Here is a 24,842-nt window from a genome sequence, read left to right as displayed (position 1 = left end):
TAGTATTCACTTCGTTCATACTTGGTTTGGCTAATATGATTTCGCCAAACCGCTCTACAAGGGAAAACCTATGGTTTTCCCGTTTCGTCGTCGCTCACTTCGTTCGCTGAACCCTTTCCTAAGTTGTGTAAAGACATTATAAGGTTATTTCAAATTTATTCCATTCATAAATATATCTGCTATCATGTCTGTGGTAACAGTGCGTGCTCCAGGCCTGTTAATCTGTTTATATTTTGATATGGTTAACATTGATGTCATAACAAGCGCTCCCATTAAAACCGGCGGATATTTCTTAAACATTTTTCTGTTAACTCCGTTTTCAAATATTTTTCCTATCTGTTTCAATAGTCCGCCATACATTTCTGTATACATCAACTGTATTTTCCCTTTAAGGTTTCCGGCTTCTGCCTTAGCTATTATAAATGCGTTACTATGTGAATCTGTGAACTGGTTCATTTTTTCAAGAAGTATTCGTACCTGTTCGGATGGATGGTTACTGCTTTTCATAGCAGTTTTGGCTATTTCTTTCGCTGTAGTTACCAGTTCAAACAGGATTGAATAATAAAGTTCCTGCTTGCTTTTAAAATACAGATAAATGGTACCTTTCCCTATATCTGCGGTTTTTGCAATCATGTCAATGAGACATTCGTGGTATTCTTTATTACTGAGCACCTTGATAGCTGCATTAATAATGTTTTTGCGTGTTTTTTCTTTCTTAACGACAGCTGATGACATAGAAATACCTCCTTCTTCGTTCCCTGTTTCCAAATTGTCTTAACTATTTATGAATCATTATGACTGACCGGTCAGTCATAATAGTATATTAACCATACTTAGTCAATCACTATTGCAAAATACAATTTGATTTTTTTGTGATATCGGGAATTTTATGTTGTTCTTGTCCATATCAGACAGTCAATTCATAATTTATGTTATAATAACAAAATATAGAAAGCTTAAAGTGTATTAGTAAATTTTAAAAAGTATTTTTATAAAGGAAGTTTATGGAAATTGTTGATGTAGTGCCGCAGCTGCAAACCGAAATAGAAAAAAGAAGAACTTTTGCAATTATCAGCCATCCCGATGCAGGTAAAACCACTCTAACTGAAAAGTTTTTGCTTTTTGCTGGCGCAATTGTTAGCGCAGGGGCGGTAAAATCCAACAAAATAAAAAAGTCCACAACTTCCGACTTTATGGAAATTGAACGCCAGCGCGGTATTTCGGTTGCATCCGCGGTTATGAGTTTTGAATATAATAACTGCAAAATTAACCTGCTTGACACCCCCGGTCATAAGGATTTTGCCGAAGACACTTACAGAACGCTTACCGCCGTTGACAGTGTTATTTTAGTTGTTGATAGCGTGAAAGGCGTTGAGGAGCAAACAGAAAAGCTTATGAATGTTTGCCGTATGCGCAACACGCCTGTAATTATTTTTGTAAATAAACTTGACCGCGAAGGCAATAACCCAATTGACCTGCTTGATGAGCTTGAGAAAAAGCTAAACATAAAGGTTTGCCCGTTAACTTGGCCTATAAGCCGCGGCTCAAGCTTTAAGGGTGTGTATAATTTGCACAACAAAAAGCTTTTTCTTTTTAAATCAAACCGCACGATGGCCGAGCAAGAAGATGTGCTTGAAACAGAGCTTAAAAGCCCATTGCTTGACGAACGAATTGGCTCAGTCCTTGCAAATGACTTGCGTGAAGATGCCGCACTTTTGCACGGCGTTTATGGTGAATTTGATAAAGCAAGTTATCTTGACGGTAATTTGGCGCCAGTTTTTTTTGGCAGTGCGTTAAATAATTTTGGCGTAAAAGAGCTTTTAGATACATTTGTTGCTATTGCCCCAACTCCCATTCAAAGAGTCGCAGAACAGCGTGTTGTAAACCCATTAGAAAAAAACTTTAGCGGTTTTGTTTTTAAAATTCATGCCAATTTAGACCTGCGCCACCGTGACAGAATTGCATTTTTCAGGGTTTGTTCGGGCAAGTTTGAACGCGGCAAGTTTTATAACCACACACGGTTAAAAACAAAACTGCGTTTTACAAGCCCCGCAAGTTTTATGGGTCAGAAAAAAGACATTATTGATACGGCATTTGCCGGCGATGTAATAGGGCTTTACGATAGAGGCAACTTTAAAATAGGCGACACGCTAACCGATGGCGAAGCCCTTTCCTTCAAGGGAATACCAAGTTTCTCGCCTGAAATATTTAAAGAACTTATAAACACTTCAACAAAAGCAAAACAGTTAGAAAAAGGTATTAAACAGCTTACCGATGAAGGTGTTGCCCAGCTTTTTACAATGAACCACGGCCGAAAAAAAATAGTTGGCACCGTTGGGCAGCTGCAATTTGATGTTATTTTATACCGCCTTGAAAATGAGTATGGTGCTGCTTGTCGTTTTGAGCCGTTAAATTATTATAAAGCGCTTTGGCTTTCGTCAACAAACCCAAAACAGCTTGAAGAATTTTGTGATTATAAGTCGGACCGTATTGGTAATGACAAAAACGGGAATATTGTATTTTTTGCCGAGTCGGAGTGGATGCTTAACCACTACATTGAAAAGTATTCGGATGTAATTTTCCATACAACCTCCGAATTTAAAGATGCCCTTACAGATACAGATTAATGTCCGTACCCTTGGTTTATTACTCATTATATGTGTCTAAATTAGACAGCATGTTTCAACGAAATATTCGATTAAAGATTTGAAATGAACCGCCCCTCTCCTCTTTCCTCTTCCTTGCTCGGTGAGCTCGGCCCAAAGACTTACCCTCGAGGGGAGAGGATGAAAGGTGAGGGTGAAATTTAGTTAATTTGGACAGCTATAATTACACATCAAATATTATTTAAGGATATTCTTTAAAAACTATGGAACTTTTAGCACCTGTTGGTTCAAAAGAAGCATTTGTTAGCGCAATTCGCGCCGGCGCCAACGCTCTTTATGTTGGTATGCCTGGTTTTAATGCCCGTATGTCGGCATCCAGCCTTAGCGTGTATGATTTGAGTGTGATGCTTGCCTTCGCCAAAGAAAAAGGGGTAAAAGTTTATATTGCTTTAAACACATTAATTAAGCACGAAGAGATAGCAGAGGTTGTAAAAAGTATCGCCCGCATTGAGCCGCTTATGCCAGATGGTTTTATTGTGCAGGACCTTGGCGTTGCAAGCATAATTAAAAACTACTTCCCGCAAATTAATATGCATGCCAGCACCCAAATGGCCGTGCATAATAGCATGGGGGTGGATTTTCTTGCAGGGCATGGGTTTAAAAGAGTTGTTTTGGCGCGTGAATTATCGTTTTCAGAGTTAAAACTCATTGCCAAAAATTCAACCGTAGAGCTTGAAGTTTTTGTGCACGGAGCGCTTTGTTTTTGCATATCGGGGCAGTGTTTATTCTCAAGTTTTATTGGCGGTTTAAGCGCAAACCGGGGGCGCTGTACCCAACCGTGCCGCCGTTTGTGGAAAAGCGGCACGCAAACCGGTTACCTATTTTCACCCAAGGATTTGGAACTTGCAAGTTACATTGGCAAACTAAAAGAAATTGGCATTTCATCATTGAAAATTGAAGGCCGTATGAGAAGCAGCGAGTATGTTTATAAAACAGTTAAGGCATACCGCATACTAATTGATGCTCCTAAAAGTGGTTTTGAAGATGCCCTAAAAGAGGCAAAAAGCATTTTGTTGGAAGATACGGCAAGGGAGAAAACAACATGCCTATTTTCCGGCCGCGATACGAATATATTCGCACCAAAAGATGCACAGTGTATGGGGAATTTAATTGGTAAAATAAATAATATTTCACAAAATGGTTTGGAAATTAAAGTCGATAGCGAAAAATGCTTAATAAACGCAGGCGACCGACTTAGAGTTGCAAACCCGCAAAAAGACACAACAATTGCTTTCTCGGTTAAAGAATTCACACAAGATGGTTTGCGTTATACTTTTGAGTTTAGAGATACGGCTGAGTTTAGTGTAGGCAACCCTGTTTACAAAACGATTGATGTTATGTGCGACCAAAAAGATCTAGAAAAAGAAATTAATGGTTTATACGCAAGCTATGCGCAAAAAAACACTGGGGGAAAAATTAAAGATTCCGAGATATCGCAAAAATATACTTCGCTAATTTCAAATGTTTGGAAAGAAAATAAGGCGGCCATCGCTGAGACAGCTAAAGAGCAAACACTTTGGGTGCGCTTTGCAAATTTAGAGTGGTTTGATATTTTGCCTGCGGCAAATAAAAATTTGAAACATGCTTTTTACCTTACAAAAGAAAACCTACATGGGTGTGAAAAAATACCGGGTAAATTTCTTTCAAACATAACTTTTGAGTTGCCGCCATTTATTGCCCAGCGGGATATCCCGGTGTTTAAGGAAAAGATAGATGCGTTAGTTGCATTAGGTGTAACTTCGTGGGTGTTAAATAATGTTTCTCATTTTGGGTTCTTCAAAGTTAGTGAGTGCACTCTTAGCGCAGGGCAATTTTTATATACATGGAACGCTTATACAGCGGCATTTTTATCAACAGTTGGTGTTAAAAACATAACCGCGTCTTGGGAAGATGATTTTTTAAATATCAGAAAAATGTGTGCCCCCGGGCTTGGCAAAAACACAGTTGTTTATATTTACGGTCACGCCCCTATAGTGCGTTCGCGTATGTTAGAAAAAGAAAACATAGGGCAAGAAGTTATCAGTTCTTATAACGCTTCGCAAGAAATGGAAAGTAAAACCATAGTAGAATTATTGCCCATTTATGAATCAGGGCTTGCTTTGTTAATACCGAAAAAACCAATTAGTTTTTTAAACGCTCAAAGAAAGTTAATTGAATGCGGAATAAATAATTTCGGAGTTGACCTTACATATATTGCACCAAACAAAAAGTTTTTAGATGAGCTTTTTAATGCCTATAAAACTCAAGAAAATATGCCAGATACCATGCGTTTTAATATAAAACGCGGTGTTATGTGATGAACCTGGATTTTACAATAGTTAAGTTGCACGCTGGGAATTATTTTAAAAATAATATATAATTCAAAAGCAAAGCATTTGATATTCTGACTCACGAAGGCGATCCAACGGCAATAATCAAAAGAAGAAAGAGAATATCCGCAGAATGAACCACAGATATATCCGCTTCTGTTAAACAATCGTATCAAAAAGAATGAAAATAAATGAATTATCTTAACCCCCAGTATTCGCTTTTATTGGATCCTTTTTCCCTGTTTTTTCTTTTCGTTATTTTCCTGATATCACTACCTTCCGCTGTGTACGCAGTGGGATACATGAAAAACGAATATACCGCAAAAAAGATAACTTACGGCTGGTTTCTTTTTGCGGCTTTTGTGTTTTCTATGGCCGCTGTTGTAACTACCGCGAACGCATTCGTTTTCTTGGTGTTCTGGGAAATAATGTCGCTTGTCTCCTATTTTCTGGTTGTTTTTGACACGGGAAAAAAACAATCGGTTAATGCGGGTGCACTATACATTATTATGACGCATATAGGAACCGCGTTTATAATCGCTGCCTTCATATTAATGTATAAGCACTCAGGCAGTTTCGAGTTCTCTGCTATCAAAAATGCCGCCGCACTTATGACTTCCAGTGAAAAAAATCTTATATTCGCTTTCCTTCTTATAGGATTTGGCACAAAAGCGGGTGTTGTGCCGCTTCACCTGTGGCTTCCTTATGCTCATCCACAGGCACCGAGCCATATTTCCAGCGTAATGTCCGGAGTAATGATAAAGATAGCTATTTATGGACTCGTAAGGTTTGTCTTCTTTGTGCTGGGGGTCAATTCATTATGGTGGGGCAATATTGTACTGTTAATTGCGGCTATTTCGTGTCTTGTGGGCGTAATATACGCTCTTATGGAGCACGATATTAAAAAACTCTTAGCTTATCACAGCGTAGAAAATATAGGTATCATTCTTTTCGGCGTAGGGGCCGCGATGGTGTTTATAAAACTAAATATGCCCGTGCTTGCCGTCCTTGCTCTTAGCGCGGGACTTTATCATCTTATTAACCACGCGGTTTTTAAGTCGTTGTTGTTCCTTTGTGCTGGGAGCGTTTACAAAGCGACGGGATTGCGCGATATGGAAAAAATGGGTGGGCTTATAAAATTCATGCCATGGACGGCGGCATTTTTTCTTTTTGGGGCGCTTGCGATTTCCGCGATACCTCCGTTTAACGGTTTTGTCAGCGAATGGCTTGTATTTCAGTCCTTTTTCGCAGGGGCACTAAATTGCCCGACAGCAGGAGCGAGAATAATGATGGGGATATATGCCTCCGTTCTTGCTCTTACCGGAGGGCTTGCCGCGGCGTGTTTTGTTAAAGCTTTCGGTATAACTTTTCTTGCCATGCCAAGAAGCAAGAACGCACAGGAAGCTAAAGAAGCGCCATTTTCAATGAAAATATCCATGGCGTTCTTGGCGATACTGACACTGGTTCTTGGCCTTGCTGCGCCGTTTATCCTGAAAATTATTTCAAATATTGCGGTTACTGCCACGGGACCAAACCAAACCGGCATTTGGCCGCCAGTTTTCTCGCTGAAGGAATTTACAACTTTACCATCATCAAACGGATTAATTGGTATTTCACCGGTTCTGATACTGTTGATGCTTGTCGTAACCGTAGGCATAACAGTCGCTCTTGTCTATGTCTTTGCGCGCAAGAGAAAAGTATCTACGGGCTTAACATGGGATTGCGGTTATTACAAACTTGATTCAAGAACGGAATATACGGCCACGGCATTTTCCAAGCCGTTTAGGATAGCGTTCAGTTTTTTTCTTAAACCCTATACAAAAACAGAAAAGATTAAGGAGTCTCAGTACCACATAAAGTCTTTCAGGTACGAGCTTTATAACACATATGTTTTTAAGAAATATTTTTACAAACTGGGATTGGAAATTACTCTTCGCGCAGCGCGGTACTTAAAAAGACTTCAAGCCGGGAGTATACACCTATATATAGCGTATATATTTTTGGCAATACTGGTTCTTATGTTTTTTTATGGTAAATAAATATGAAACTGTTTAACGCGGCTTTGCAATTATCCGTGCTTATAATCATCGCGCCTCTTTTAAGCGGCATTATCCGCAAGATAAAGAATAATTTACGCCTGCGAGTCGGGCCGGGTATATTTCAGCCTTATTATAATATCGCAAAGCTTTTCTCTAAAGACGAAGTAATATCGGTCAACAGTTCATGTATATTCCGTATCGCGCCTTACGTTGTCTTAAGCTCAAGTGTGGCGGCTCTTGCGCTTGTACCTGCATTTATGCCTCAAATATCGTTTTGGGCCGCGGGCGATTTTCTCGCGGTGATATTTCTACTTGCACTCGGGCGGTTCTTTCTTGCTCTTGCGGGGCTTGACACGGGAAGCTCGTTTGGGGGCATGGGGTCGTCAAGAGAGATGTTCATATCCAGTTTTGTTGAGCCGGCGGCGATACTTGCCATTTTTGCGGTTTCAGTTGCCGGGGGAACCACGAACATGGCGTCTCTAAGCCTTGTCAGTTTCGTAAGGCCTTCAGCAATTGTCGCTGCTGTAGCTTTTTTCATAGTGTTGCTTGCCGAAACTTCCCGGTTGCCAATTGATAATCAGGAGACGCATCTTGAGCTTACGATGATACACGAAGCAATGGTGCTTGAATACTCAGGGCCTTCGCTTGCGCTTATTGATATGGCCGCGCACATAAAACAGATATTGTTCATGACAATTGCCGTTAATGCTGTCTTGCCGCCAGCTGTCTCTAATGTTTTACTGCCTTTTGCACCTTTGTCAGGTTTTGCGTTTTACTGTTTGAAAATTCTTATTGTCGGAACATGTGTCGCTTTGCTTGAAGTTTCAATCGCAAAAATGCGGCTTTTCAGGTCTGTAGATTTCCTGCTTTTCGGTTTTCTGCTTTCAGCGATAACTTTCATAATTGCCATACTGGGGTTTTAAAATGAATATGATAATGGTGTTAATTGTATTAATGACTTTCATAATGGTGCTTTCAAAAAGAATTACGCCGCTCGTGAATTCTTTTGCCGTGCAATCATTGTTTCTTGCGGTAATTGTTTTTTCGGAAGCAGTGACTACAGGATTGGCTGGTTTGTATGCGATAGCATTTCTTATATTAACACTAAAAGCTGTATTTATCCCCAAAATGCTCAAAAATGTAGCCACAAGAACCAAAGCGGGAGAACATTTAGGTCTCGTGATAAACCCTATGCTTTCAATAGTATGCGCTGTGATACTCGCTTATTTGGGATGGATATTTGCAAGAAAGATTATGGGTTTAACCTCCATAGCAGACGCAAGCGCGCTTGCGGTCTCGCTTTCAATAATGCTTACAGGCCTGTTCATTATGGTCTTCAGGCTTAAGGCGATTGCACAGGTTGTTGGGCTCCTTGTGATGGAAAACGGTATATTTCTCGCGGCGGTGGCATTATGTGGGAACATGCCGTTCTTCTTTGAAATAGCCATATTCTTTGATGTTTTCATCTGTGTATTGATACTGGGCATTTTCGTATATAGGATAAACAGCCTGTTTACTCATATAAATTTAAGTAAACTAAACACGCTGAAAGGGTAACTATTTGGAACTATTTGTATTATTAGCGATACCGTTGTTGATGTCTGTGGTACCGCTATTTATAAAAAAACAGAAAACTATAGGTTTAATAAACGCTATGGGCAGCTTTGCCGGGCTTATAATGGCGTTTCTTCTTGCCGGTGAACTTGCCGCGCACTCACAGTCGTTTTTTGGTTTTATATATGCCGATGCTTTGAGTGGTTTTTTTATACTTACAATATCGGTTGTAAACTTTGCCTCGTCACTTTATTCGGTCTCCTACATTCAAAAGGACCTTGAAGATGGAGAAATATCCGAAAAAAAATCTAGATTGTATTATACCCTGTTTAACCTTTTTACATTTACAATGTATTGTGTTACTATCTTCAATAACTTGGGTTTTATGTGGGTAGCGGTGGAAATGACAACTCTTACATCGGCTTTTCTTGTGGGTTTCTACAACACAAAAAAATCAGTTGAAGCCGCATGGAAGTACATAATAATATGCTTCGTAGGGCTGGCATTCGCTCTTTTTGGCACTATTCTTTTCTATTACGCTTCAAGCACTCGCGATGTCAGTAGCCTTAATTGGACGGATATGATGCTCGCGGCGGCGACTTTTGACCCTAAAATAATAAAAATAGCATTTTTGTTCATTATTGTTGGATACGGCACAAAAGCAGGTTTTGCCCCTATGCACACATGGCTGCCCGACGCGCACAGCCAGGCACCTGCCCCTATAAGCGCTATGCTTTCCGGCGTGCTAATTAAAACATCTATTTTCGTGATACTGCGTTTTGCGTTGATAGTCAACAAAAGCGTTCAACCGTCATTTACGGCCGGGCTTCTTATTGGGTTTGGCGTTGTTTCGCTTATCATAGCGGCGGGTTTTGTGCTTGTTCAAAAAGACATAAAAAGGCTTCTTGCATATTCAAGCATTGAACATATCGGTATTATCGCCCTTGGGTTTGGATTTGGCGGACCGCTCGGTTGCGTAGGCGCATTGTTCCATATTTTCAACCATGCTGTAACGAAAGCCGCGATGTTTTTTTGCGCGGGGAGCATTGTAAAAAGATTCGGTACGAACAATATGAGAAAAATAAGTGGTGTCGTCCGGGCGCTGCCTTTTACGGGCACGCTTGTAATGATAGTTGCTTTTGCTATCGCCGGTACTCCGCCTTTTTCAATTTTCATAAGTGAAATAATGATTATCATATCTGGTTTTTCACGCGGGAACTATACTGCTACATCTATACTGCTTGTTGCTCTTGCAGTGGTTTTTGGTTCAATTATTTATTATATTTCAAAAGTTGTTTTCGGCGTAAAACCCGAGTCTGTTCCGGTGGCAAAGGAAAGCCGGGGGGTAAAAGCCGGTCTTATTTTTCTTGTTTTAATAATGGTTGTCTTCGGTGTTGCAATGCCGCCTTTCTTTACAAATATACTTAACTCGGCGGCGGCGATATTATGGTGAAACTAAAATGAACTTTCATATAAGATTAAAAGAAATAGAACAGAAATGTTCATTTAAATTTATCGGTGTTCCGGAAGAAAAAGACGGGGTTATATACCTTGACGCGCGGAAGGAAGATTTTCTTAAAGCCTGCCTTGCGCTTCATGCGGAACTTGGCTCGCCTGTGAAAATATTTTTTGCTGATGATGACCGCGAAGACGCGGAGAATTTCCGTCTTTATTGCGGTTTTGAAGATGCCGTGCGTGGCAAATGGATGTTTGTCAGGTTGCCGGTCGCAAGATCCGCGCCTGAATTTCCTTCGTTAGCCAAAGAGATATTTTCCGCGAACTTATTTGAAAAAGAAATTCTTGAAATGTTTGGTATTATACCCGTAGGCAATCCCGATACCAGACGACTCAGGCTTCATGATGAAGTTTGGCCCCGCGGCGCCTACCCGTTAAGAAAAAACTTTAATTCAAATTCAGATTGCCAAGGTGAACGCGGGATCTATAAGTTCAAAAAAATAGAGGGCTCGGGTGTTTTTGAAGTACCTGTGGGCCCTGTACACGCAGGTATAATCGGGCCTGGGCATTTCAGGTTCAGCGTTGCAGGAGAACCCGTTATAAACCTTGAAATAAGGCTCGGGTTTACTCACAGGGGCGTAGAAAAATTGATGGAAGGGAAAAATATACATGAAGCAGTACGCCTTGCCGAATGCGTGACCGGCGATTCATCTTTCGCTCACAGCCTTGCGCTGTGCAATGCCGCAGAAAAGATATGCGGCACAATAATCCCAGAGAATGCCGAATTATCGCGCGCCATTTTCCTTGAACTTGAAAGAATGCATAATCACATTATAGATATAGGTACCATGGCGCTTGACGCGGCATACAGTTTTCCCCACGCTTACGCTTCGGTAATGAAAGAATATCTTTTAACAGTTAACGAAAAACTTACAGGTAGCAGGTATTTGAGATCCGCCTGTGTTCCCGGAGGGGTTTCCAAAGACATTTCCGGAGCAGATTCAATATTTGTCTCCGGCTGCATGGATGAAGTGATGAAAGATTTCAAAGAGCTTAAAGAAATGCTTTTGTCCAATGCTTCGTTCATGGACAGGGTTGATTCTACCGGTGTTCTCGGAAGAAAAGTCGCCGAAGATCTCGGGGTTTCGGGGCTCGCTGCCAGAGCTTCAGGAATAGATCTAGACCTCCGCAAGGATTTTTCTGGAGTATACCGCAAAGTAAAATTCAATATCGCTAAAGAGGTTTCTGGCGATGTCCTTGCCCGCCTTAGTATCAGGATAAAAGAGTTTGAAGAATCGGCAAATTTGGTAAAACAATTCGCCGCTATGCTTAAAGAGGGAGATGCTTACAGGGTGGAAATAACCGAAATAAAACAGAGTTTCGCTCTCGGGTATGTGGAAGGATGGAGAGGCCCCGTGATTTACTGGGTAAGGCTAAATTCCGAAGGAATAATTGAAAGATGCAAGATAGTTGATTCTTCATTTAATAATTGGCAAGGCCTTGCCTATGCGCTTCCCGGGAATATAATACCTGATTTTCCGCTGATAAATAAAAGTTTCAATCTTTCATATTCAGGGAACGACCTATGAAAATATTTAAAAACAGACTTAAGAAAGGGCTTGTTACCATCAACTCATCGTGTTTTAAAACAATTTCCGCAGGTGCGCTTGAAATTGAAGGGCCGGGAAACGAACTGAAACAACTTATCATAAAAAAATTTTCCAGGTCTTTACATATCCGCGAAGTTGATACCGGCTCATGCTTCGGTTGCGAGTCCGAGATAATCGCGGCCACCAACCCGATCTACGACATTCAAAGGTTTGCAATAGATTTTGTAGCTTCGCCAAGGCATGCTGACGCGCTTCTTGTGACCGGGCCGTTGTCAAAGAATATGAAAATTGCTCTTAAAAAAACATATGACGCTATGCCCGGACCCAAAATGGTGATAACCCTCGGTGATTGTGCTTTAGACGGTGGAGCGTTCAAGGGTTCGTATTACACTCTGGGCGGGATAAATAAAATACTGCCGGTATTGTTGCATATTCCCGGCTGCCCGCCGAAACCGGCGGAAATTATCGCGGCTTTATTGAGCTATATGAAAGCCGGTAAATAGAGTTTTTTTTGCTACAAGCAAATAAATAATCCTCCAGTATGCTAATGTTTTACAGGCACTTGAGCGCACAAAGTTGCTGTGCGAAAACAAAAAAAATTGTATAATAGTCACGGATTAACGCACATTTATGGTTTATTGGCCGGTCGCAAAATGCCCCCTCACCTCAATCCTCTCCCTCGAGGGGAGAGGAAGCCCGAAGGGCAGGTGAGGGTGATGTAAAAGTATCGTTGGATGTGGTTGAGGGCAAAAATATTTTGAACTTTGCAATCCTGGACGGAAAAAGAGTTTCGTGACAGACTATTATGATTTATAAAATAAAGGGGAGCAGATATGCAACAGAAGAATTTGTCTGAATTACAAGTTGAAAGGTCAAAATTTAAACCAGTTTTGCCAATAATACTAAAAAGTGGCCCCGCGGCACTTGTTGCTAAAACGGGCAAACCAACACAGAGCATTTCCAATCAGGAAAACGTTAAAAAACTATTTGGTAATACTTATGGTTTGCCAGTTGTTTCTTTTGTTAAAGGCAAAAACAGCGCCATAGCAAAAAAACCCCTTAAGGTTGGTGTTGTTCTTTCTGGCGGGCAGGCACCAGGCGGGCATAATGTTATTGCCGGGCTTTTTGATGCGCTAAAAAAAACCAATCCTAAAAATAAACTTATTGGCTTTCTGGGCGGGCCTTCCGGAATATTGGAAAATAAATGCAAAGAAATAACCGCTCAGTTAATGGATAAGTACCGCAACACGGGTGGTTTTGACATTATACAGTCGGGGCGTACAAAAATAGAAACGCCTGAACAATTTGCCCTTACCAAAAAAAAATTGGTGGATAATAAATTCAATGCTTTGGTGGTTGTCGGCGGCGATGATTCAAACACAAATGCCGCTCTACTTGCCGAATATTTTAAGAACCAAAATGCGCCCGTAAGTGTTATCGGCGTGCCAAAAACAATAGATGGCGACCTTAAAAACGAGCATATAGAAACATCGTTTGGTTTTGACACCGCGACAAAAATTTACTCAGAAGTAGTCGGCAATATATGCCGTGATGTAAACTCGGCCCAAAAATACTGGCATTTTGTGCGACTTATGGGCAGAAGTGCTTCTCACATTACTTTAGAAGTTGGTTTTAAAACACAACCAAACATTGTGCTAATTGGCGAAGAAGTGCTTGAGAGAAAGTTAACACTTGCTCAAGTTGTTGACTCAATTTGCTCCATAGTTGCAGTTCGTGCTGGCACAGGTAAAAACTTTGGTGTAATTTTGGTGCCAGAAGGTTTAATTGAGTTTATACCTGAAATGAAAGAACTTATAGGTACGCTTAACGATGTTTTAGCGGAAAATGAAGCTGAACTTTTAGTTATTAATGGACTTGAAGCCAAAAAACAGCTTGTTTGCGATAAATTGCCATCAAAGCTCGCCGCTCTTATGCGGTCGTTGCCAAGTGCGATTGCGTTTCAGCTTATGCTTGACCGCGACCCGCATGGTAATGTGCAGGTTTCTCAAATAGAAACTGAAAAGCTTCTTGTAGATATGGTGAAATCAAAACTTTCTAAAATGAAAATTGATGGGCAATACAAAGGTAAATTTGGCGCTATCACGCATTTTTTTGGATACGAAGGCCGTTGCGGTGCTCCATCAAACTTTGATGCAAATTACACTTATGCTCTTGGATATACGGCCGCGGTGCTTGCGTTAAACTCATTTACCGGCTATATATCATCTGTAAAAAAGCTGCTTAGAAATCCTGAAAACTGGGAGTGCGGTGGTGTGCCATTAACAATGATGATGAACATTGAACGCAGGAAAGGCAAAGAAAAACCAGTTATTCAAAAAGCACTGGTAGATTTAAATGACAAACCATTTAAGGCGTTTGAAAAAATGCGCCAGGTTTGGGCAAATACAGAAAGTTATTTGTTCCCTGGCCCAATACAATACTTTGGCCCGAAGCAAGTGACAGATTTAACTACCAAAACTTTGGTTTACGAACTTATAAAGAAATAAAAAGATCTTTTAACTTGATAATTTCGCCTCCCGCTAAGGCGGGACTGGGTGGAGATTCATTTCATTTTCGTTTATTAAGTTTGTTGGAAAGTTTTTTAAGTATAACGAATTTGTATTAATTGCCAAAAAGAATTAACCTTTATTAATAATAAAAAATGTCTTGCGTAAATTTACGCAAGACATTTTTGTTTTTAAAACTATTAACTTTTGGCGGGCAGGGGCAGGAAAGACCCGCAACTTAAACTAAATATATGATTAGATTGCTTGCTCAAACTGGGCAATGACATGTATATGTGAAAGCTGGAATAACGGATTTTTCTGACTGGGATGTTAGCAGTAAACCCTAATTGAATTTAAGCTAAACTCTAATAGGAAGAAGTATGAAAGGTATGCCTTTTGAGTAGAACTTTCTCTGTAAGGCAAAAACCGTGTAGTTATGCAGCCAGCGGGTAATAAATGTATCTTCAGGGAAAACTAACTGACCGCCAAAGAAAACCGCGTTTGGAAATTTCTCCATAATTCTTGGGGCAAGTTGTTCAATTTCGTCTAATACATCTGTGCCAATCAAAGCTATACCATCGGCATGGCGGCCGCTTTTGCGAATGTAGTTTACATAGTGGTTAATGTCTTCTTTTATCTTTATTTCCAAATTATCAACTTCTTGCGCGCCTTTGTAGTTTCCGGAATTTATTATACCAACCTGAACAAAAATAAAGTTTTTAAAGCTGTTATCAAAAAGTCGTATAACGCCAAAAAGTGTGTGCAAGCCAAGCCCGTTATAACCGTTAACAAGCAAAATTGCTGTTTTTGCGTTAGGGTCAAATTCGCTTTTAGGGTTTTCTATAAGCCCATCATCATTTTTGTCTGTTATTGAGTTTATGTTTGCGGCAGTAATGAGTGTGTTTAGCCGGTGTAAAAGTTTCGCGGTTTTAAAGTAATGAGTTTTTATAGTAAAAGCAAAAATCACAAGAGCGCCGGTTACCAAAAGTGTAATCCAACCGCCATCGTAAAATTTGATTATAAGCATTACAATGAGAATAGTTGAGGTAAGCAAAAGCCCAAGCCCGTTAATTAATATTTTCTTTTTCCAACGCGGCTGTTTTTTTCTTTCTATCCACCAATGCTTAACCATTCCTAATTGCGTAAGCGTAAATGTAATAAAAACATTTATACTATAAAGCACCACTAAAAATTTAACAGAACCCTGGGCAAGAAGCATAATTGCAAGAGCCGCAATTCCCATAATAAGCACGCCGTTTTTGTTTACAAACCTGTCGCTAAGCGCGGTAAAACGGGTGGGAAACCAGCGGTCAAGTGCCATGTTAGCAAGCACCCTTGGGCCACCCAAAAAGCCGGTTTGCGCGGCAACAAAGAGCAGTGCGGCTTCTGAAAAAAGTGTTATCAGTACAAATAGCTTCCCGCCTGCACCCCAGCTTGCCGTTAAATGTTCAAAAGCAATGGCATTGTAGGTTTTGCCAAATTCTGGCTGAACATTATAAAACAGGTATGTAAGCATAAGCCCAACAACCATAAAAGCAAGTGAAAGTGACATATAAACCATTGCTTTTTTAGCGTTCTTAACTTTTGGTTCCCTAATAAGTGGCATACCATTGCTTACGGCCTCAATGCCTGTAAAAGTACCTGCACCCATACTATATGCGCGCATAATAATAAAAAATATCCCAAAAAGGCCTATCTGCGAATAAGATGTGGCAACATCGGTTTTAGTAGTTTCATAAAGCGCGGGAAAAGCATTCGCGTTTGAGATTAGGGAGTATATGATTACAAAAACATGAGTTGCAATAAAAACAAGAAATATAGGAATAAGTGGTTTAACCGATTCTTTTGCGCCGCGTAGGTTAAAAATTATCAGGCAAATTAGGGCAAGCATTGCAAACTCAAGTTTGTAAATATGAAAACTTTGCGGTAAAAAACTAAAAATTGCATCCGCGCCGCTTGCGACCGACACGGTTATTGTTAGTACATAATCAATAATAAGCGCGCAGCCGGAAATCATTCCGGTATTTGGGGAAAGTAGTTTGCTTGCAACTAAGTAACCGCCGCCGCCGTAGGGGAAGGCTTCAATAACCTGCGAGTAACTTGCACTTATTAAGAAAATGGTAATAGCGGTTGCCAGAGCCACAAAAATGCTTAAATGTGTGTGTGCTCCAAGTGCGAAAAATGCTTCTTGCGGTCCGTAGCAAGATGATGTAATACCGTCAGAGCCAAAGCCAACCCATGCCAAAAATGCGACTAAAGCTATGTTGTGGAATATTTTGGGGTCGTAGGGATTATGGGCTTTGCCAATTATAAAGCTAAACATACGTCCAATCAGGCTAAATGGGCCTTTGTTTTTACTGTCACCGTTATCCATGATTGGCGCATTATAGCATTTTTGCCTCTTTTTCTGTTAAAAATATATTTTGTAAAATTCTTTCTATTTTGTACAATCGCATTCAGATTGCAAATGTTATTTGAACGAGGACTAATTATAAACGATATAAATTCAAAGACAACAGAAATAAGATTTAACGGCTTAATATGGGAATAAGATTTGTAAATTCCTATAATTTTTATGTAAAAAGTGTTGTAAAATCACTATTTATTGTCGTGCTTTTTTCTCTTGTTGGTTGTGCGACAATACAAAAACATATTGCCGTGCGTAACTGTGAGTTTGAGCTTGAAAGTGTAAAGGTTGCCTCAATTTCTTTAACTGGGTTTATACTTGCAGTTGAGTTGAAAGCTCAAAACCCAAACTTATTTGATGCAGGAGCAAACTCACTTTCTCTTGATATGTATGTTAACAACAGTAAAATAGCAAAAGCAGTGTTTCCAAAGTTTGACATTAAACCATCAGAGTCAACAAAACTAATTGGTAAGGTTGAAATTCCTTACTGGGCTATTTCAAGTGCAGCGCAGTCACTTGTAAAAAATGGGAAGGTTGATTATCGCTTTGAAGGTTTTGTAAAAATTGAAACACTGATTGGTTCTTTTGATTTTCCTGTCGCGGTTTATAAAAATAAAGAAGGTTAAGTGAAAAAATGAAAAAGATATTTTTGATTTTTATTGCGATTTTTGTTTTTAATGCCATAGTTTTATGTGCGAACTATGAGTATGTTGGTACGTTAAATGGGCATACAAACAGGGTTGTATCTTTGGCTTTTTCGCCAGATGGCAAGTATTTGGCATCCGCTTCTGAAGATAAAACTCTTATGGTTTGGTCAAGCTCATCGGCTGATTGTGTTGCGGTTTTAAATGGCCATGCAAACTATGTGACTTCTGTGGTGTTTTCAACGGATAGCGCAAAAATACTTTCAGCAGGTTATGACCAGACAATTAAGCTATGGTCTGTTGACGACTGGTTGTGTAAACAAAGCATATTTAACAATGCGGGCAGATTTGAGTCTGCCGGTTTTTCAAATGACAATAAGTTAATTTGCTCTGCAGGATGGGATAGGTGTGTAAAAGTTTACAATGCTGACACAGGTGAGATAGTAGCGAACCTTAGCGGCTTTGCCGATACCACAAACGATGCCGGTTTCACGCTGGACGGCAGGTATATTGTAGGTGCAGGTTCAGATGGTACTATAAGGGTTTGGCAAACAGGACTTTGCCAGCAAAAAACAATTATCCTGGCACATACTAGTCAAATTTGGTCTTTGGCATTTTCTCCGGATGGCACCATAATGGCAAGCGGCAGTTTTGATGGAACTGTAAAGTTTTGGGAAACTGAAAATTTTGTGCTTAAGAATAAGATTGAAACAAAACAGGATGGTGTTTTTTCTGTGGCATTTTCTCCAGATGGTGCATACTTAGCAACGGCCGGAAAGGATGGAACGGTTAAAATATGGGACACAAAATCTCTAAATTGTTTTCAAACGCTCTTGGCTCATAAAGGAGCGGCAATAGCTGTTGTTTTTTCTCCAGATTGCAAAGATATCGCAACAGGCGGTGCCGACAATTTGGTAAAAATTTGGTCAATAAGATAGATGTGAAACTTTGACGATAGAAAAATGCTGTTGTTGACAATGCATTAAAATCGTAATAAAATGCCAAAAGCGTAGAAAAGTAAAATAAAAAGACAAGGAGATAATTTATGTTTAATAAAGATTTGGTTAAATTGGTCTTGGCAGTTTTTGTTATAAGTGTTGTTGCTATTGGTAGCGGTATTTGCGCGGATGTTGTAAATCAGGATGCGAAAAAAACAGATGTTATGTCAAAGATGTCCACAAGGAATGCTATTCGTTTTTCAAAAGAAATTGGATTGAGTGATAAACAACAAGAAAAGATAAAAGCAATTCAAAAGCAGTCAAGAGAATCTATGCAAGCTTTTATGACTGATTCTAAGTCAAAAAGAGAAGAGCTTAATTTAGTAACCAAAAGCACCGATATCGCTGTAAAGATAAAAGCACAATCTGAATTTGCAGATGTTTCAAAACAGTTAATAGATATGCGTATGACTGAAGCAAATAAGATAGTGGCAGTTTTAAGCGCAGAACAGAAAGCTAAACTTGTTGAGCTTTCAGATGCTGATATGCGCAATGCAGTTGAAAAAATGAAAGTCAAAACCCAGGAAAAACCAGTGGTTGAACAGAAAAAATAATTATAGATTTGTAAGTTTTAAAGATTTCAGAGGGGGTTGGATTTTTTTCCAGCCCCCTCTGTTTTGTTTAAGTTAAAGCTTTTGTTATAATCAGACAACATTTGTATTAGGTATTTATAGTATTTGTGTAAAAATACCATGAAACTAACAATAATAATTGCTCTTCTCCTTGTAACATTTGTACACGAGCTTGCCTTCAGCGCGGGAACTGCGACCGCGCAGTTTTTAAAAATGGGGGCAGATGCCAAAGCTGCTTCGCTTGGCGGGGCTTATTGTGCCATGGCTAATGATTCAACCGCAATTTATTGGAACCCCGCGGGTATCAGCGCAATGAGCTATGGTCACTTTGCGTTCTCTCATGCAATCTGGTTTGGCGATATGTCTTACGATTGGTTTTCTTTGGCGCACAGCTTTGACGGCATTGGAAGCTTTGGTTTTGCCGCGCAGTACTTTTCGTATGGCCAAATTATTGGTATGGATGAGTTTGGTAATAAAACATCTAACTTTTTTCCATCCGATACAGCGCTAACAATATCCTATGCAAGAGAAATGGAAAGTATTTGCGTTGAAGAAGAACTATTTGAATTTGCCAAAATTTCTCTTGGGGCAAACTTAAAATATATAACATCAACTATTAAACATACAGCTGATGCATTTGCCACAGACATTGGTGCCAAGGTGGAATATGAAAACATTTCGGCCGGGCTTGTTTTGCAAGATGTTGGTACATCTATGAAGTTTTTATCTGAAGAAAGCCAACTGCCGCTAAATATAAAAACTGGTATTGCTTATAAAATTGACCAAGAGTGGTTTTTAGTGTCAGATGTTAATATTCCTTTTGACTCGGATCCAAACCTCGCCGTTGGTGGACAATATAGTTATTCTTTTGATGATTTGCTTTCCATAGCTTGCCGGGCTGGCTTAAATACAACAACAAAAGATGTTTCTGGCATAAGTGGTATAAGTGTTGGTTTTGGCATTACTTACGATGGTTTTACATTTGACTATACCTTTTTACCAATGGGAGATTTAGGTGATACGCACCGCTTAAGTATTTCGTCAAATTTTATGTTTTAAAAGAAAATTATGATTAAACCCGGATTTTACAATAGGATTTGGAATTCATCGAAAGATATGGGACATTTTCTTTCGCAAAAACCTTGCGAATGGAATAACCATTCGCTGCAATTTTTGCGTCAAAAATGCCTCCGTCTCTTTCGCTTCGGTTCTCAAACCTATTGCAAAATACGGGTTGAAATTTTTTTTAAATTATTATCAATTACGCTAATTGCGCTTGCATTTTTCATGCCGCTATATGCCGATGCGTTAGATACTTCATCTGATGATGCTATTCTTGCCTCAATTGAAAAACACATATTTAATTACTTCAATAACGAAATAAACTCAGGTGGATACTCAATTCAAGATAGGGCCAGAAATTTTGAAACCGATTATCCAGTTGACGACCTAGTATACACCGCAATCGCATCCGGTTTTGGCATGGTTGCGGCATGTATTGGTCACAGTCGCGGTTTGATAACAAAACAGCAGGCATACGATAGAGTAAATAATATTTTAACTCATTATCTTGCCGCACCGGAAAGTTCCGGCACAGCTCTCACAGGTGGGCTTGTGCACCACAATGGATTTTTTTATCATTTCACAAAAGCCGATGGTTCCAGAAGCTCAAGTGGTTCCGAACTTTCAACAATAGATACAGCTTTTTTTATTGCCGGCGCGCTATTTGCTGGGCAGTATTTTTTAAATATAGACGGTTCAAGCACACTTTGGAATAAGGCGGATACAATATATAAAAGAATTAACTGGAACTGGATGCGCAACGGGGGTAGTTACTTAAAGTGGGCATGGCAGCCCGAGACCGGCTTTGCAGGTCAAGGTGATATAGCAGGATACAGTGAGGGTATATTTGCCTACATACTTGCTATGGGCTCGCCCACATATCCACTTACCGACACAAATGGTTGGAGTGGTTTATCGCGTACGCAAATAACTTACAGAGGTTTATCTTATGTTTTTACAGGTCCACTTTTCACACACCAGTACCCTGGTTTATTTGTAAAATTTTCAGGAATGCGCGACAATTATATGTGTATTGCGGCAAATAACTATAAAGCAACATTGCATAACCACCGTTATACTTATGACAACAGAGCTAAATACTCAACTTATGGCAAAAACAGCTGGGGAATTGGTGCAACCGATGACCCAAATGGTGGTTACACCGGTTATGGTATTGGTGAAAATGAGGATGGCACAATAGCCATAAGCAACCTGCTTGCCGCAATAACAGAACTGCCATCAAGCGTGATAGATGCAATAAAATATCTAAACACAAACTATGCTTCATTACTCTGGGGCACTTACGGTTTTTGCGATTCATACAACAAAGATTCCTCTAAACATTCAAAGTTCAATGTTTCAGGTATGTGGCGCGACCCAGATGTTATTGGCATACAATCGGGCGCAGGTATGATTGCCATAGAAAACTACCGCTCAGGGTTTGTAAAAAACACTTTTTCTGCAATAAGTTACATTCAAAATGGGCTTAGCTCACTTGGTTTTACACAAGACAGCACATTGCCTGGCAAAATCCGCGAGTTTGAATACATAAAAACAATGAAACCGCAAAATGCGGGTTTGGAAAGTTTGCAGTTGCGTTGGCTTGCATCAGGTGATAATGACTACAATACAAACATAGAAGACGGAATTTATGAAATAAGATTTTCAACTAATAGCGCAGACACTTGGGAAAGTGCTCCGGCAAACTACCTTGACTTTGATGTTGTTTGGTCAACCAACGCCGTTGCAAACCAAGTGCAAACAAAAACGCTAAGCGGCCTTTTGGACTTTACAACTTATTATTTTTTAATAAAAGTTGCCGACAAGGCATTTAACTGGAGTAGTGTTTCAGAAAAACTTAGGGTTTTTACGGGTGCCGCGCAAACTATAAAAACCGCATTTATAGATAGAACCATTGCAAATACAATTACGCTTTATGCCGAAAGGGGTGACATAGTTCTTAACATACCTGCCGGTACATTCAGCCAGGATGTTAACCTTACAATATCAACTGCCGCTGCGGCGCAGTCGTATGAGCAGGCGTTAAAAATAATTGCAGTTGGTTTTGGCATTACAAACGATAAAAACTTACAACCGCAAAAACCTATAATTATTACGGTAAATTACTTTTTAAGCGATGTTATTGACGGCAACAAAAGTCAGTTAACGCTTGCTCGGTATGATCAATCTCTTTTTCAGTGGATAGTATTGCCAAGTACATTACGATTAGATTCAAATCAAGTAGTTTCAAGTGTTGACCATCTCTCAAATTTTGCACTTGTTCAAATTTCACCAGCACAGAACTTATCGGAAATAAGAGTATTTCCAAATCCGTATTATCCGAAGGTGCATTTAAAAGGTTTAACATTTGATAAAGTGCCACAAAATGCCAGTATAAAAATATACACCATAAATGGTGAGCTTGTAAGAGAAGTGTCTTATGTTGCAAACACCGGTAGTGCTATATGGAATGGCAAAAATTCAAACGGGGAATATGTCGCAAGCGGAGTTTATATTGCCTTAATAAATTCCAATTTAGGTAAAAAAATAATTAAAATAGCAGTTGAGCGTTAATTAATAAAAGAGGTGATAATATGAATATCAGTTTTGAAAATATAAACAGCTTTACATATCTCGCGGTTTATGGCGCTGGTGTGCTAACTTCGCTAACTCCTTGCGTTTACCCTATAATACCGATTGTGGTTGGCTTTTTGGGCTCTCAAAAAGGAAGTACGAGGCAAAAGTTGCTTGCCGCACTTTCGTATGTTTCAGGCCTTTCTTTGGTTTATGCGTCGCTTGGTATGATAGCGGCATTAAGCGGCAGTATGTTTGGCGCATTAAGCGTAAACCCATTTGTTTACTTAGGTTTTGGTGTTTTGCTTCTTGCCCTTGGCGGCAATATGATGGATTGGTATGTGTTGCCAATGCCATCGTTTAACCCCAGAAAAAGCAATAACTCGTCAAACTTTTTTGGAGCTTTTTTATTTGGTATGACCTCAGGGCTTGTGGCATCACCATGTACGGCACCCGTGCTTGCCGGTTTGCTTGTGTTTGTTGCGGCAAAGAAAGCTGTTATAAGCGGCGGGCTTTTAATGCTCACATTTGCACTTGGACTAAACACAATATTGCTTATACTTGGTTTTTTTGCGGGGGCGTTGAGCGCTTTGCCAAAATCTGGCGGGTGGATGGTTTTAATTAAAAAAGCACTGGCATTTCTTATTATCGCGGCTGGCATTTATTTTGTTTTCAAAGCAGGAACATTATATTAACCCAGCTTTTGCAACGGGAATTTGAATTCCTGTTGCAAAGTATGTCAAAAATTACAAGCGTAAGCATTTGTAAAGTTTGACTTTCAAAGGCGTTTCGTATAAAATTGCCGCTATGATTATAGGTTTAACAGGTTCATATTGTTCTGGTAAAGATACGGTTGCCGATTACCTTGTAAATAAAAAGGGTTTTAGCCACATCTCACTTTCTGACATAATCCGTCAGGAATTGCAAAAAGCTGGTATCAAACCAACAAGAGAGAATTTAATTAAGAACGGCACAAGAATTCGCCAAGAAAAAGGCGATGGTTACCTGGCAGAAAAAGCGCTTACCGAAATTGCCTGCAGTAAGGATTATATAATCACATCTATAAGGCATCCCGCCGAAATAGCAGAACTTAAGAAAAAATCTAATTTCCGTTTAATATTTGTTGATGCGCCTTCCAAACTTAGGTTTGAAAGAATGCAAAAAAGAAAAAGGATTGGCGACCCTAAAACTTTCGCGCAGTTTGTAACTTTTGAAAATTTAGAGTCAAAAAGAACAGGTTCGGGCCAACAGTTGCAAAAATGCGCTGCCATGGCAGATATTAACATACAAAACGCCGGAACGCTTGTGAGTTTGAAAGCGAAAATTGATAATTTATTAAATAAGCTAAAAAAGGAAATACAGGTTTATAAACGCCCCAATTGGGATGAGTATTTTATGGAAATAGCCCGAGTGGTTGGCAGTCGCGGAACTTGCGACAGGGGCAGAGCTGGGGCGGTAATTGTAAAAGAGAAAAGAATAATAGCAACCGGTTATGTTGGCTCGCCAAAGGGTTTACCTCATTGCGATGAGGTGGGCCATTTAATGAGTGATGTTATAAATACCGATGGTTTAATATCAAGGCACTGTATTAGAACGGCCCATGCCGAGCAAAACGCAATCGTGCAAGCGGCATTGCACGGTGTCTCAACAAACGGCGCAACAATTTATGTAAAGTTTGAGCCCTGTTTAACTTGTGCAAAAATGATAATAAACGCCGGCATAAAACGCGTTGTGTGCGAAAAAAGGTATCATGCTGCTGCGCTTTCAAGAGAGTATTTAAAGTTAGCATGCGTTGAACTTGTTGTTGTAAAAGATGAATTAGAAAAGTATCCAGGTCAAAAATAATAAATTAATTAAAAAATTTGTAATTAGTGTATAAAAAGAACCTTAAAGTATGAGTATATTTGAAGTAATAATGCTTTTATGCTTCGGGGCCGCGTGGCCTTTTTCTATTTACAAGTCATATAAGTCAAGGCAGATAGGTGGAAAAAGTTTAATTTTTCTATACATTGTGGTTGTTGGTTATGCCGCGGGTATAACTCATAAAATTCTTTATAATCACGATATTGTTATTTACCTCTACATTTTTAACTGCCTGATGGTTTTAACTGATATTTTGGTTTATTACAGAAATGTTGCTTTAGAAACTAAGGGGAATTAATTGGTTGAGTTATTTAATTATTTAGATAAATTGGCTATTGTTGCGGCAGTTGCTTTGCCGTTATTTAACTTGCCGCTTATAATGCGAATTGTAAAAAGAAAATCTTCTGCCGATATAAGTTTGCTTTGGGCAGTTGGTGTGTGGGTTTGCCTTTTAATAATGTTTCACTCTGCCCTTCACTCAAAAGATGTGATTTGGAAAACATTTACTATTGTTAACTTAATTCTTTTTAGCGCCGTAGTTGTTTTTATAATTGTTTATAGAAAAAAAGAATAGGATAGGCG

At 39.5% G+C, this 24,842-nt stretch carries 20 protein-coding genes; 18 read left to right on the top strand and 2 right to left on the bottom strand.

What is annotated here, in order from left to right; genetic code table 11:
* Nucleotides 1-144 precede the first annotated feature (144 nt).
* On the bottom strand, nucleotides 145-735 hold the full coding sequence (locus M0Q46_04450) for a TetR/AcrR family transcriptional regulator (GenBank protein ID MCK9582851.1): 591 nt from the start codon (nucleotides 733-735) through the stop codon (nucleotides 145-147).
* 269 nt (nucleotides 736-1,004) lie between these two features.
* On the opposite strand from M0Q46_04450, the gene M0Q46_04445 reads away from it, so the two are divergent.
* From M0Q46_04445 to M0Q46_04405, 9 genes are all read left to right on the top strand, one after another.
* Entirely contained in the window at nucleotides 1,005-2,627 is a 1,623-nt protein-coding gene (locus tag M0Q46_04445) for a peptide chain release factor 3 (GenBank protein MCK9582850.1), read from the top strand.
* A 242-nt stretch (nucleotides 2,628-2,869) separates the two neighbouring features.
* On the top strand, nucleotides 2,870-4,963 hold the full coding sequence (locus M0Q46_04440) for a U32 family peptidase (GenBank protein ID MCK9582849.1): 2,094 nt from the start codon (nucleotides 2,870-2,872) through the stop codon (nucleotides 4,961-4,963).
* Between the two features lie 314 nt (nucleotides 4,964-5,277).
* A complete protein-coding gene (locus M0Q46_04435; protein MCK9582848.1) occupies nucleotides 5,278-7,014 on the top strand; it encodes a hypothetical protein in 1,737 nt (578 codons plus the stop codon).
* Nucleotides 7,015-7,016: 2 nt separating this feature from the next.
* Nucleotides 7,017-7,937 carry an NADH-quinone oxidoreductase subunit H gene (locus M0Q46_04430; GenBank protein MCK9582847.1) on the top strand — a complete coding sequence of 307 codons (921 nt, stop codon included), beginning with the start codon at nucleotides 7,017-7,019 and terminating at the stop codon, nucleotides 7,935-7,937.
* Nucleotides 7,938-7,944: 7 nt separating this feature from the next.
* Nucleotides 7,945-8,571: a hypothetical protein gene (locus M0Q46_04425; GenBank protein MCK9582846.1), complete on the top strand. Its 627-nt coding sequence runs from the start codon at nucleotides 7,945-7,947 to the stop codon at nucleotides 8,569-8,571.
* Between the two features lie 40 nt (nucleotides 8,572-8,611).
* Nucleotides 8,612-10,021 (top strand): hydrogenase 4 subunit F, encoded by a 1,410-nt coding sequence (locus tag M0Q46_04420; GenBank protein MCK9582845.1) that lies wholly within the window; start codon nucleotides 8,612-8,614, stop codon nucleotides 10,019-10,021.
* A 7-nt stretch (nucleotides 10,022-10,028) separates the two neighbouring features.
* A complete protein-coding gene (locus tag M0Q46_04415; protein MCK9582844.1) occupies nucleotides 10,029-11,612 on the top strand; it encodes an NADH-quinone oxidoreductase subunit C in 1,584 nt (527 codons plus the stop codon).
* Nucleotides 11,609-12,136, top strand: coding sequence for an NADH-quinone oxidoreductase subunit B family protein (locus M0Q46_04410; GenBank protein MCK9582843.1), 528 nt, complete (start codon nucleotides 11,609-11,611; stop codon nucleotides 12,134-12,136). The genes M0Q46_04415 and M0Q46_04410 overlap by 4 nt, the downstream gene beginning before the upstream one ends.
* Nucleotides 12,137-12,466: 330 nt before the next feature.
* Nucleotides 12,467-14,140, top strand: a complete 1,674-nt coding sequence (locus M0Q46_04405; protein MCK9582842.1) for a diphosphate--fructose-6-phosphate 1-phosphotransferase — start codon at nucleotides 12,467-12,469, stop codon at nucleotides 14,138-14,140.
* A gap of 358 nt (nucleotides 14,141-14,498) precedes the next feature.
* Here the strand turns inward: M0Q46_04405 and M0Q46_04400 are convergent, their stop codons facing one another.
* Nucleotides 14,499-16,463, bottom strand: coding sequence for an APC family permease (locus tag M0Q46_04400; protein MCK9582841.1), 1,965 nt, complete (start codon nucleotides 16,461-16,463; stop codon nucleotides 14,499-14,501).
* A gap of 218 nt (nucleotides 16,464-16,681) precedes the next feature.
* Between M0Q46_04400 and M0Q46_04395 the strand changes: the two genes are divergently transcribed.
* The 9 genes from M0Q46_04395 to M0Q46_04355 all read left to right on the top strand — a co-directional run bounded on the left by M0Q46_04395 (nucleotide 16,682) and on the right by M0Q46_04355 (nucleotide 24,834).
* Entirely contained in the window at nucleotides 16,682-17,173 is a 492-nt protein-coding gene (locus M0Q46_04395) for an LEA type 2 family protein (protein ID MCK9582840.1), read from the top strand.
* Between the two features lie 8 nt (nucleotides 17,174-17,181).
* Nucleotides 17,182-18,129, top strand: a complete 948-nt coding sequence (locus tag M0Q46_04390; protein MCK9582839.1) for a WD40 repeat domain-containing protein — start codon at nucleotides 17,182-17,184, stop codon at nucleotides 18,127-18,129.
* Nucleotides 18,130-18,236: 107 nt separating this feature from the next.
* Nucleotides 18,237-18,743, top strand: coding sequence for a Spy/CpxP family protein refolding chaperone (locus tag M0Q46_04385; protein ID MCK9582838.1), 507 nt, complete (start codon nucleotides 18,237-18,239; stop codon nucleotides 18,741-18,743).
* Between the two features lie 138 nt (nucleotides 18,744-18,881).
* Nucleotides 18,882-19,820 carry a PorV/PorQ family protein gene (locus tag M0Q46_04380; protein MCK9582837.1) on the top strand — a complete coding sequence of 313 codons (939 nt, stop codon included), beginning with the start codon at nucleotides 18,882-18,884 and terminating at the stop codon, nucleotides 19,818-19,820.
* Nucleotides 19,821-20,048: 228 nt separating this feature from the next.
* Nucleotides 20,049-22,397, top strand: a complete 2,349-nt coding sequence (locus tag M0Q46_04375; GenBank protein MCK9582836.1) for a T9SS type A sorting domain-containing protein — start codon at nucleotides 20,049-20,051, stop codon at nucleotides 22,395-22,397.
* A gap of 20 nt (nucleotides 22,398-22,417) precedes the next feature.
* Complete coding sequence (locus M0Q46_04370; GenBank protein MCK9582835.1) at nucleotides 22,418-23,092, top strand: sulfite exporter TauE/SafE family protein; 675 nt, start codon at nucleotides 22,418-22,420, stop codon at nucleotides 23,090-23,092.
* A 112-nt stretch (nucleotides 23,093-23,204) separates the two neighbouring features.
* Nucleotides 23,205-24,242, top strand: a complete 1,038-nt coding sequence (locus M0Q46_04365) for a deaminase (protein MCK9582834.1) — start codon at nucleotides 23,205-23,207, stop codon at nucleotides 24,240-24,242.
* A gap of 49 nt (nucleotides 24,243-24,291) precedes the next feature.
* Nucleotides 24,292-24,558 carry a hypothetical protein gene (locus tag M0Q46_04360; GenBank protein ID MCK9582833.1) on the top strand — a complete coding sequence of 89 codons (267 nt, stop codon included), beginning with the start codon at nucleotides 24,292-24,294 and terminating at the stop codon, nucleotides 24,556-24,558.
* Nucleotides 24,559-24,834, top strand: coding sequence for a hypothetical protein (locus M0Q46_04355; GenBank protein ID MCK9582832.1), 276 nt, complete (start codon nucleotides 24,559-24,561; stop codon nucleotides 24,832-24,834). It abuts the gene before it with no gap.
* Nucleotides 24,835-24,842 lie beyond the last annotated feature (8 nt).

This window comes from Endomicrobiales bacterium, from assembly GCA_023228045.1.
Classification (GTDB): domain Bacteria; phylum Elusimicrobiota; class Endomicrobiia; order Endomicrobiales; family JALOBY01; genus JALOBY01.
This window is presented reverse-complemented; position numbering and strand designations above follow the sequence as displayed.

Bases quoted from the DNA above. Each gene is read 5' to 3' on its own strand.
- M0Q46_04450 (MCK9582851.1), bottom strand. From the start codon at position 735: ATGTCATCAGCTGTCGTTAAGAAAGAAAAAACACGCAAAAACATTATT.
- M0Q46_04445 (MCK9582850.1), top strand. From the start codon at position 1,005: ATGGAAATTGTTGATGTAGTGCCGCAGCTGCAAACCGAAATAGAAAAA.
- M0Q46_04440 (MCK9582849.1), top strand. From the start codon at position 2,870: ATGGAACTTTTAGCACCTGTTGGTTCAAAAGAAGCATTTGTTAGCGCA.
- M0Q46_04435 (MCK9582848.1), top strand. From the start codon at position 5,278: ATGAAAAACGAATATACCGCAAAAAAGATAACTTACGGCTGGTTTCTT.
- M0Q46_04430 (MCK9582847.1), top strand. From the start codon at position 7,017: ATGAAACTGTTTAACGCGGCTTTGCAATTATCCGTGCTTATAATCATC.
- M0Q46_04425 (MCK9582846.1), top strand. From the start codon at position 7,945: ATGATAATGGTGTTAATTGTATTAATGACTTTCATAATGGTGCTTTCA.
- M0Q46_04420 (MCK9582845.1), top strand. From the start codon at position 8,612: ATGTCTGTGGTACCGCTATTTATAAAAAAACAGAAAACTATAGGTTTA.
- M0Q46_04415 (MCK9582844.1), top strand. From the start codon at position 10,029: ATGAACTTTCATATAAGATTAAAAGAAATAGAACAGAAATGTTCATTT.
- M0Q46_04410 (MCK9582843.1), top strand. From the start codon at position 11,609: ATGAAAATATTTAAAAACAGACTTAAGAAAGGGCTTGTTACCATCAAC.
- M0Q46_04405 (MCK9582842.1), top strand. From the start codon at position 12,467: ATGCAACAGAAGAATTTGTCTGAATTACAAGTTGAAAGGTCAAAATTT.
- M0Q46_04400 (MCK9582841.1), bottom strand. From the start codon at position 16,463: ATGTTTAGCTTTATAATTGGCAAAGCCCATAATCCCTACGACCCCAAA.
- M0Q46_04395 (MCK9582840.1), top strand. From the start codon at position 16,682: ATGGGAATAAGATTTGTAAATTCCTATAATTTTTATGTAAAAAGTGTT.
- M0Q46_04390 (MCK9582839.1), top strand. From the start codon at position 17,182: ATGAAAAAGATATTTTTGATTTTTATTGCGATTTTTGTTTTTAATGCC.
- M0Q46_04385 (MCK9582838.1), top strand. From the start codon at position 18,237: ATGTTTAATAAAGATTTGGTTAAATTGGTCTTGGCAGTTTTTGTTATA.
- M0Q46_04380 (MCK9582837.1), top strand. From the start codon at position 18,882: ATGAAACTAACAATAATAATTGCTCTTCTCCTTGTAACATTTGTACAC.
- M0Q46_04375 (MCK9582836.1), top strand. From the start codon at position 20,049: ATGCCGCTATATGCCGATGCGTTAGATACTTCATCTGATGATGCTATT.
- M0Q46_04370 (MCK9582835.1), top strand. From the start codon at position 22,418: ATGAATATCAGTTTTGAAAATATAAACAGCTTTACATATCTCGCGGTT.
- M0Q46_04365 (MCK9582834.1), top strand. From the start codon at position 23,205: ATGATTATAGGTTTAACAGGTTCATATTGTTCTGGTAAAGATACGGTT.
- M0Q46_04360 (MCK9582833.1), top strand. From the start codon at position 24,292: ATGAGTATATTTGAAGTAATAATGCTTTTATGCTTCGGGGCCGCGTGG.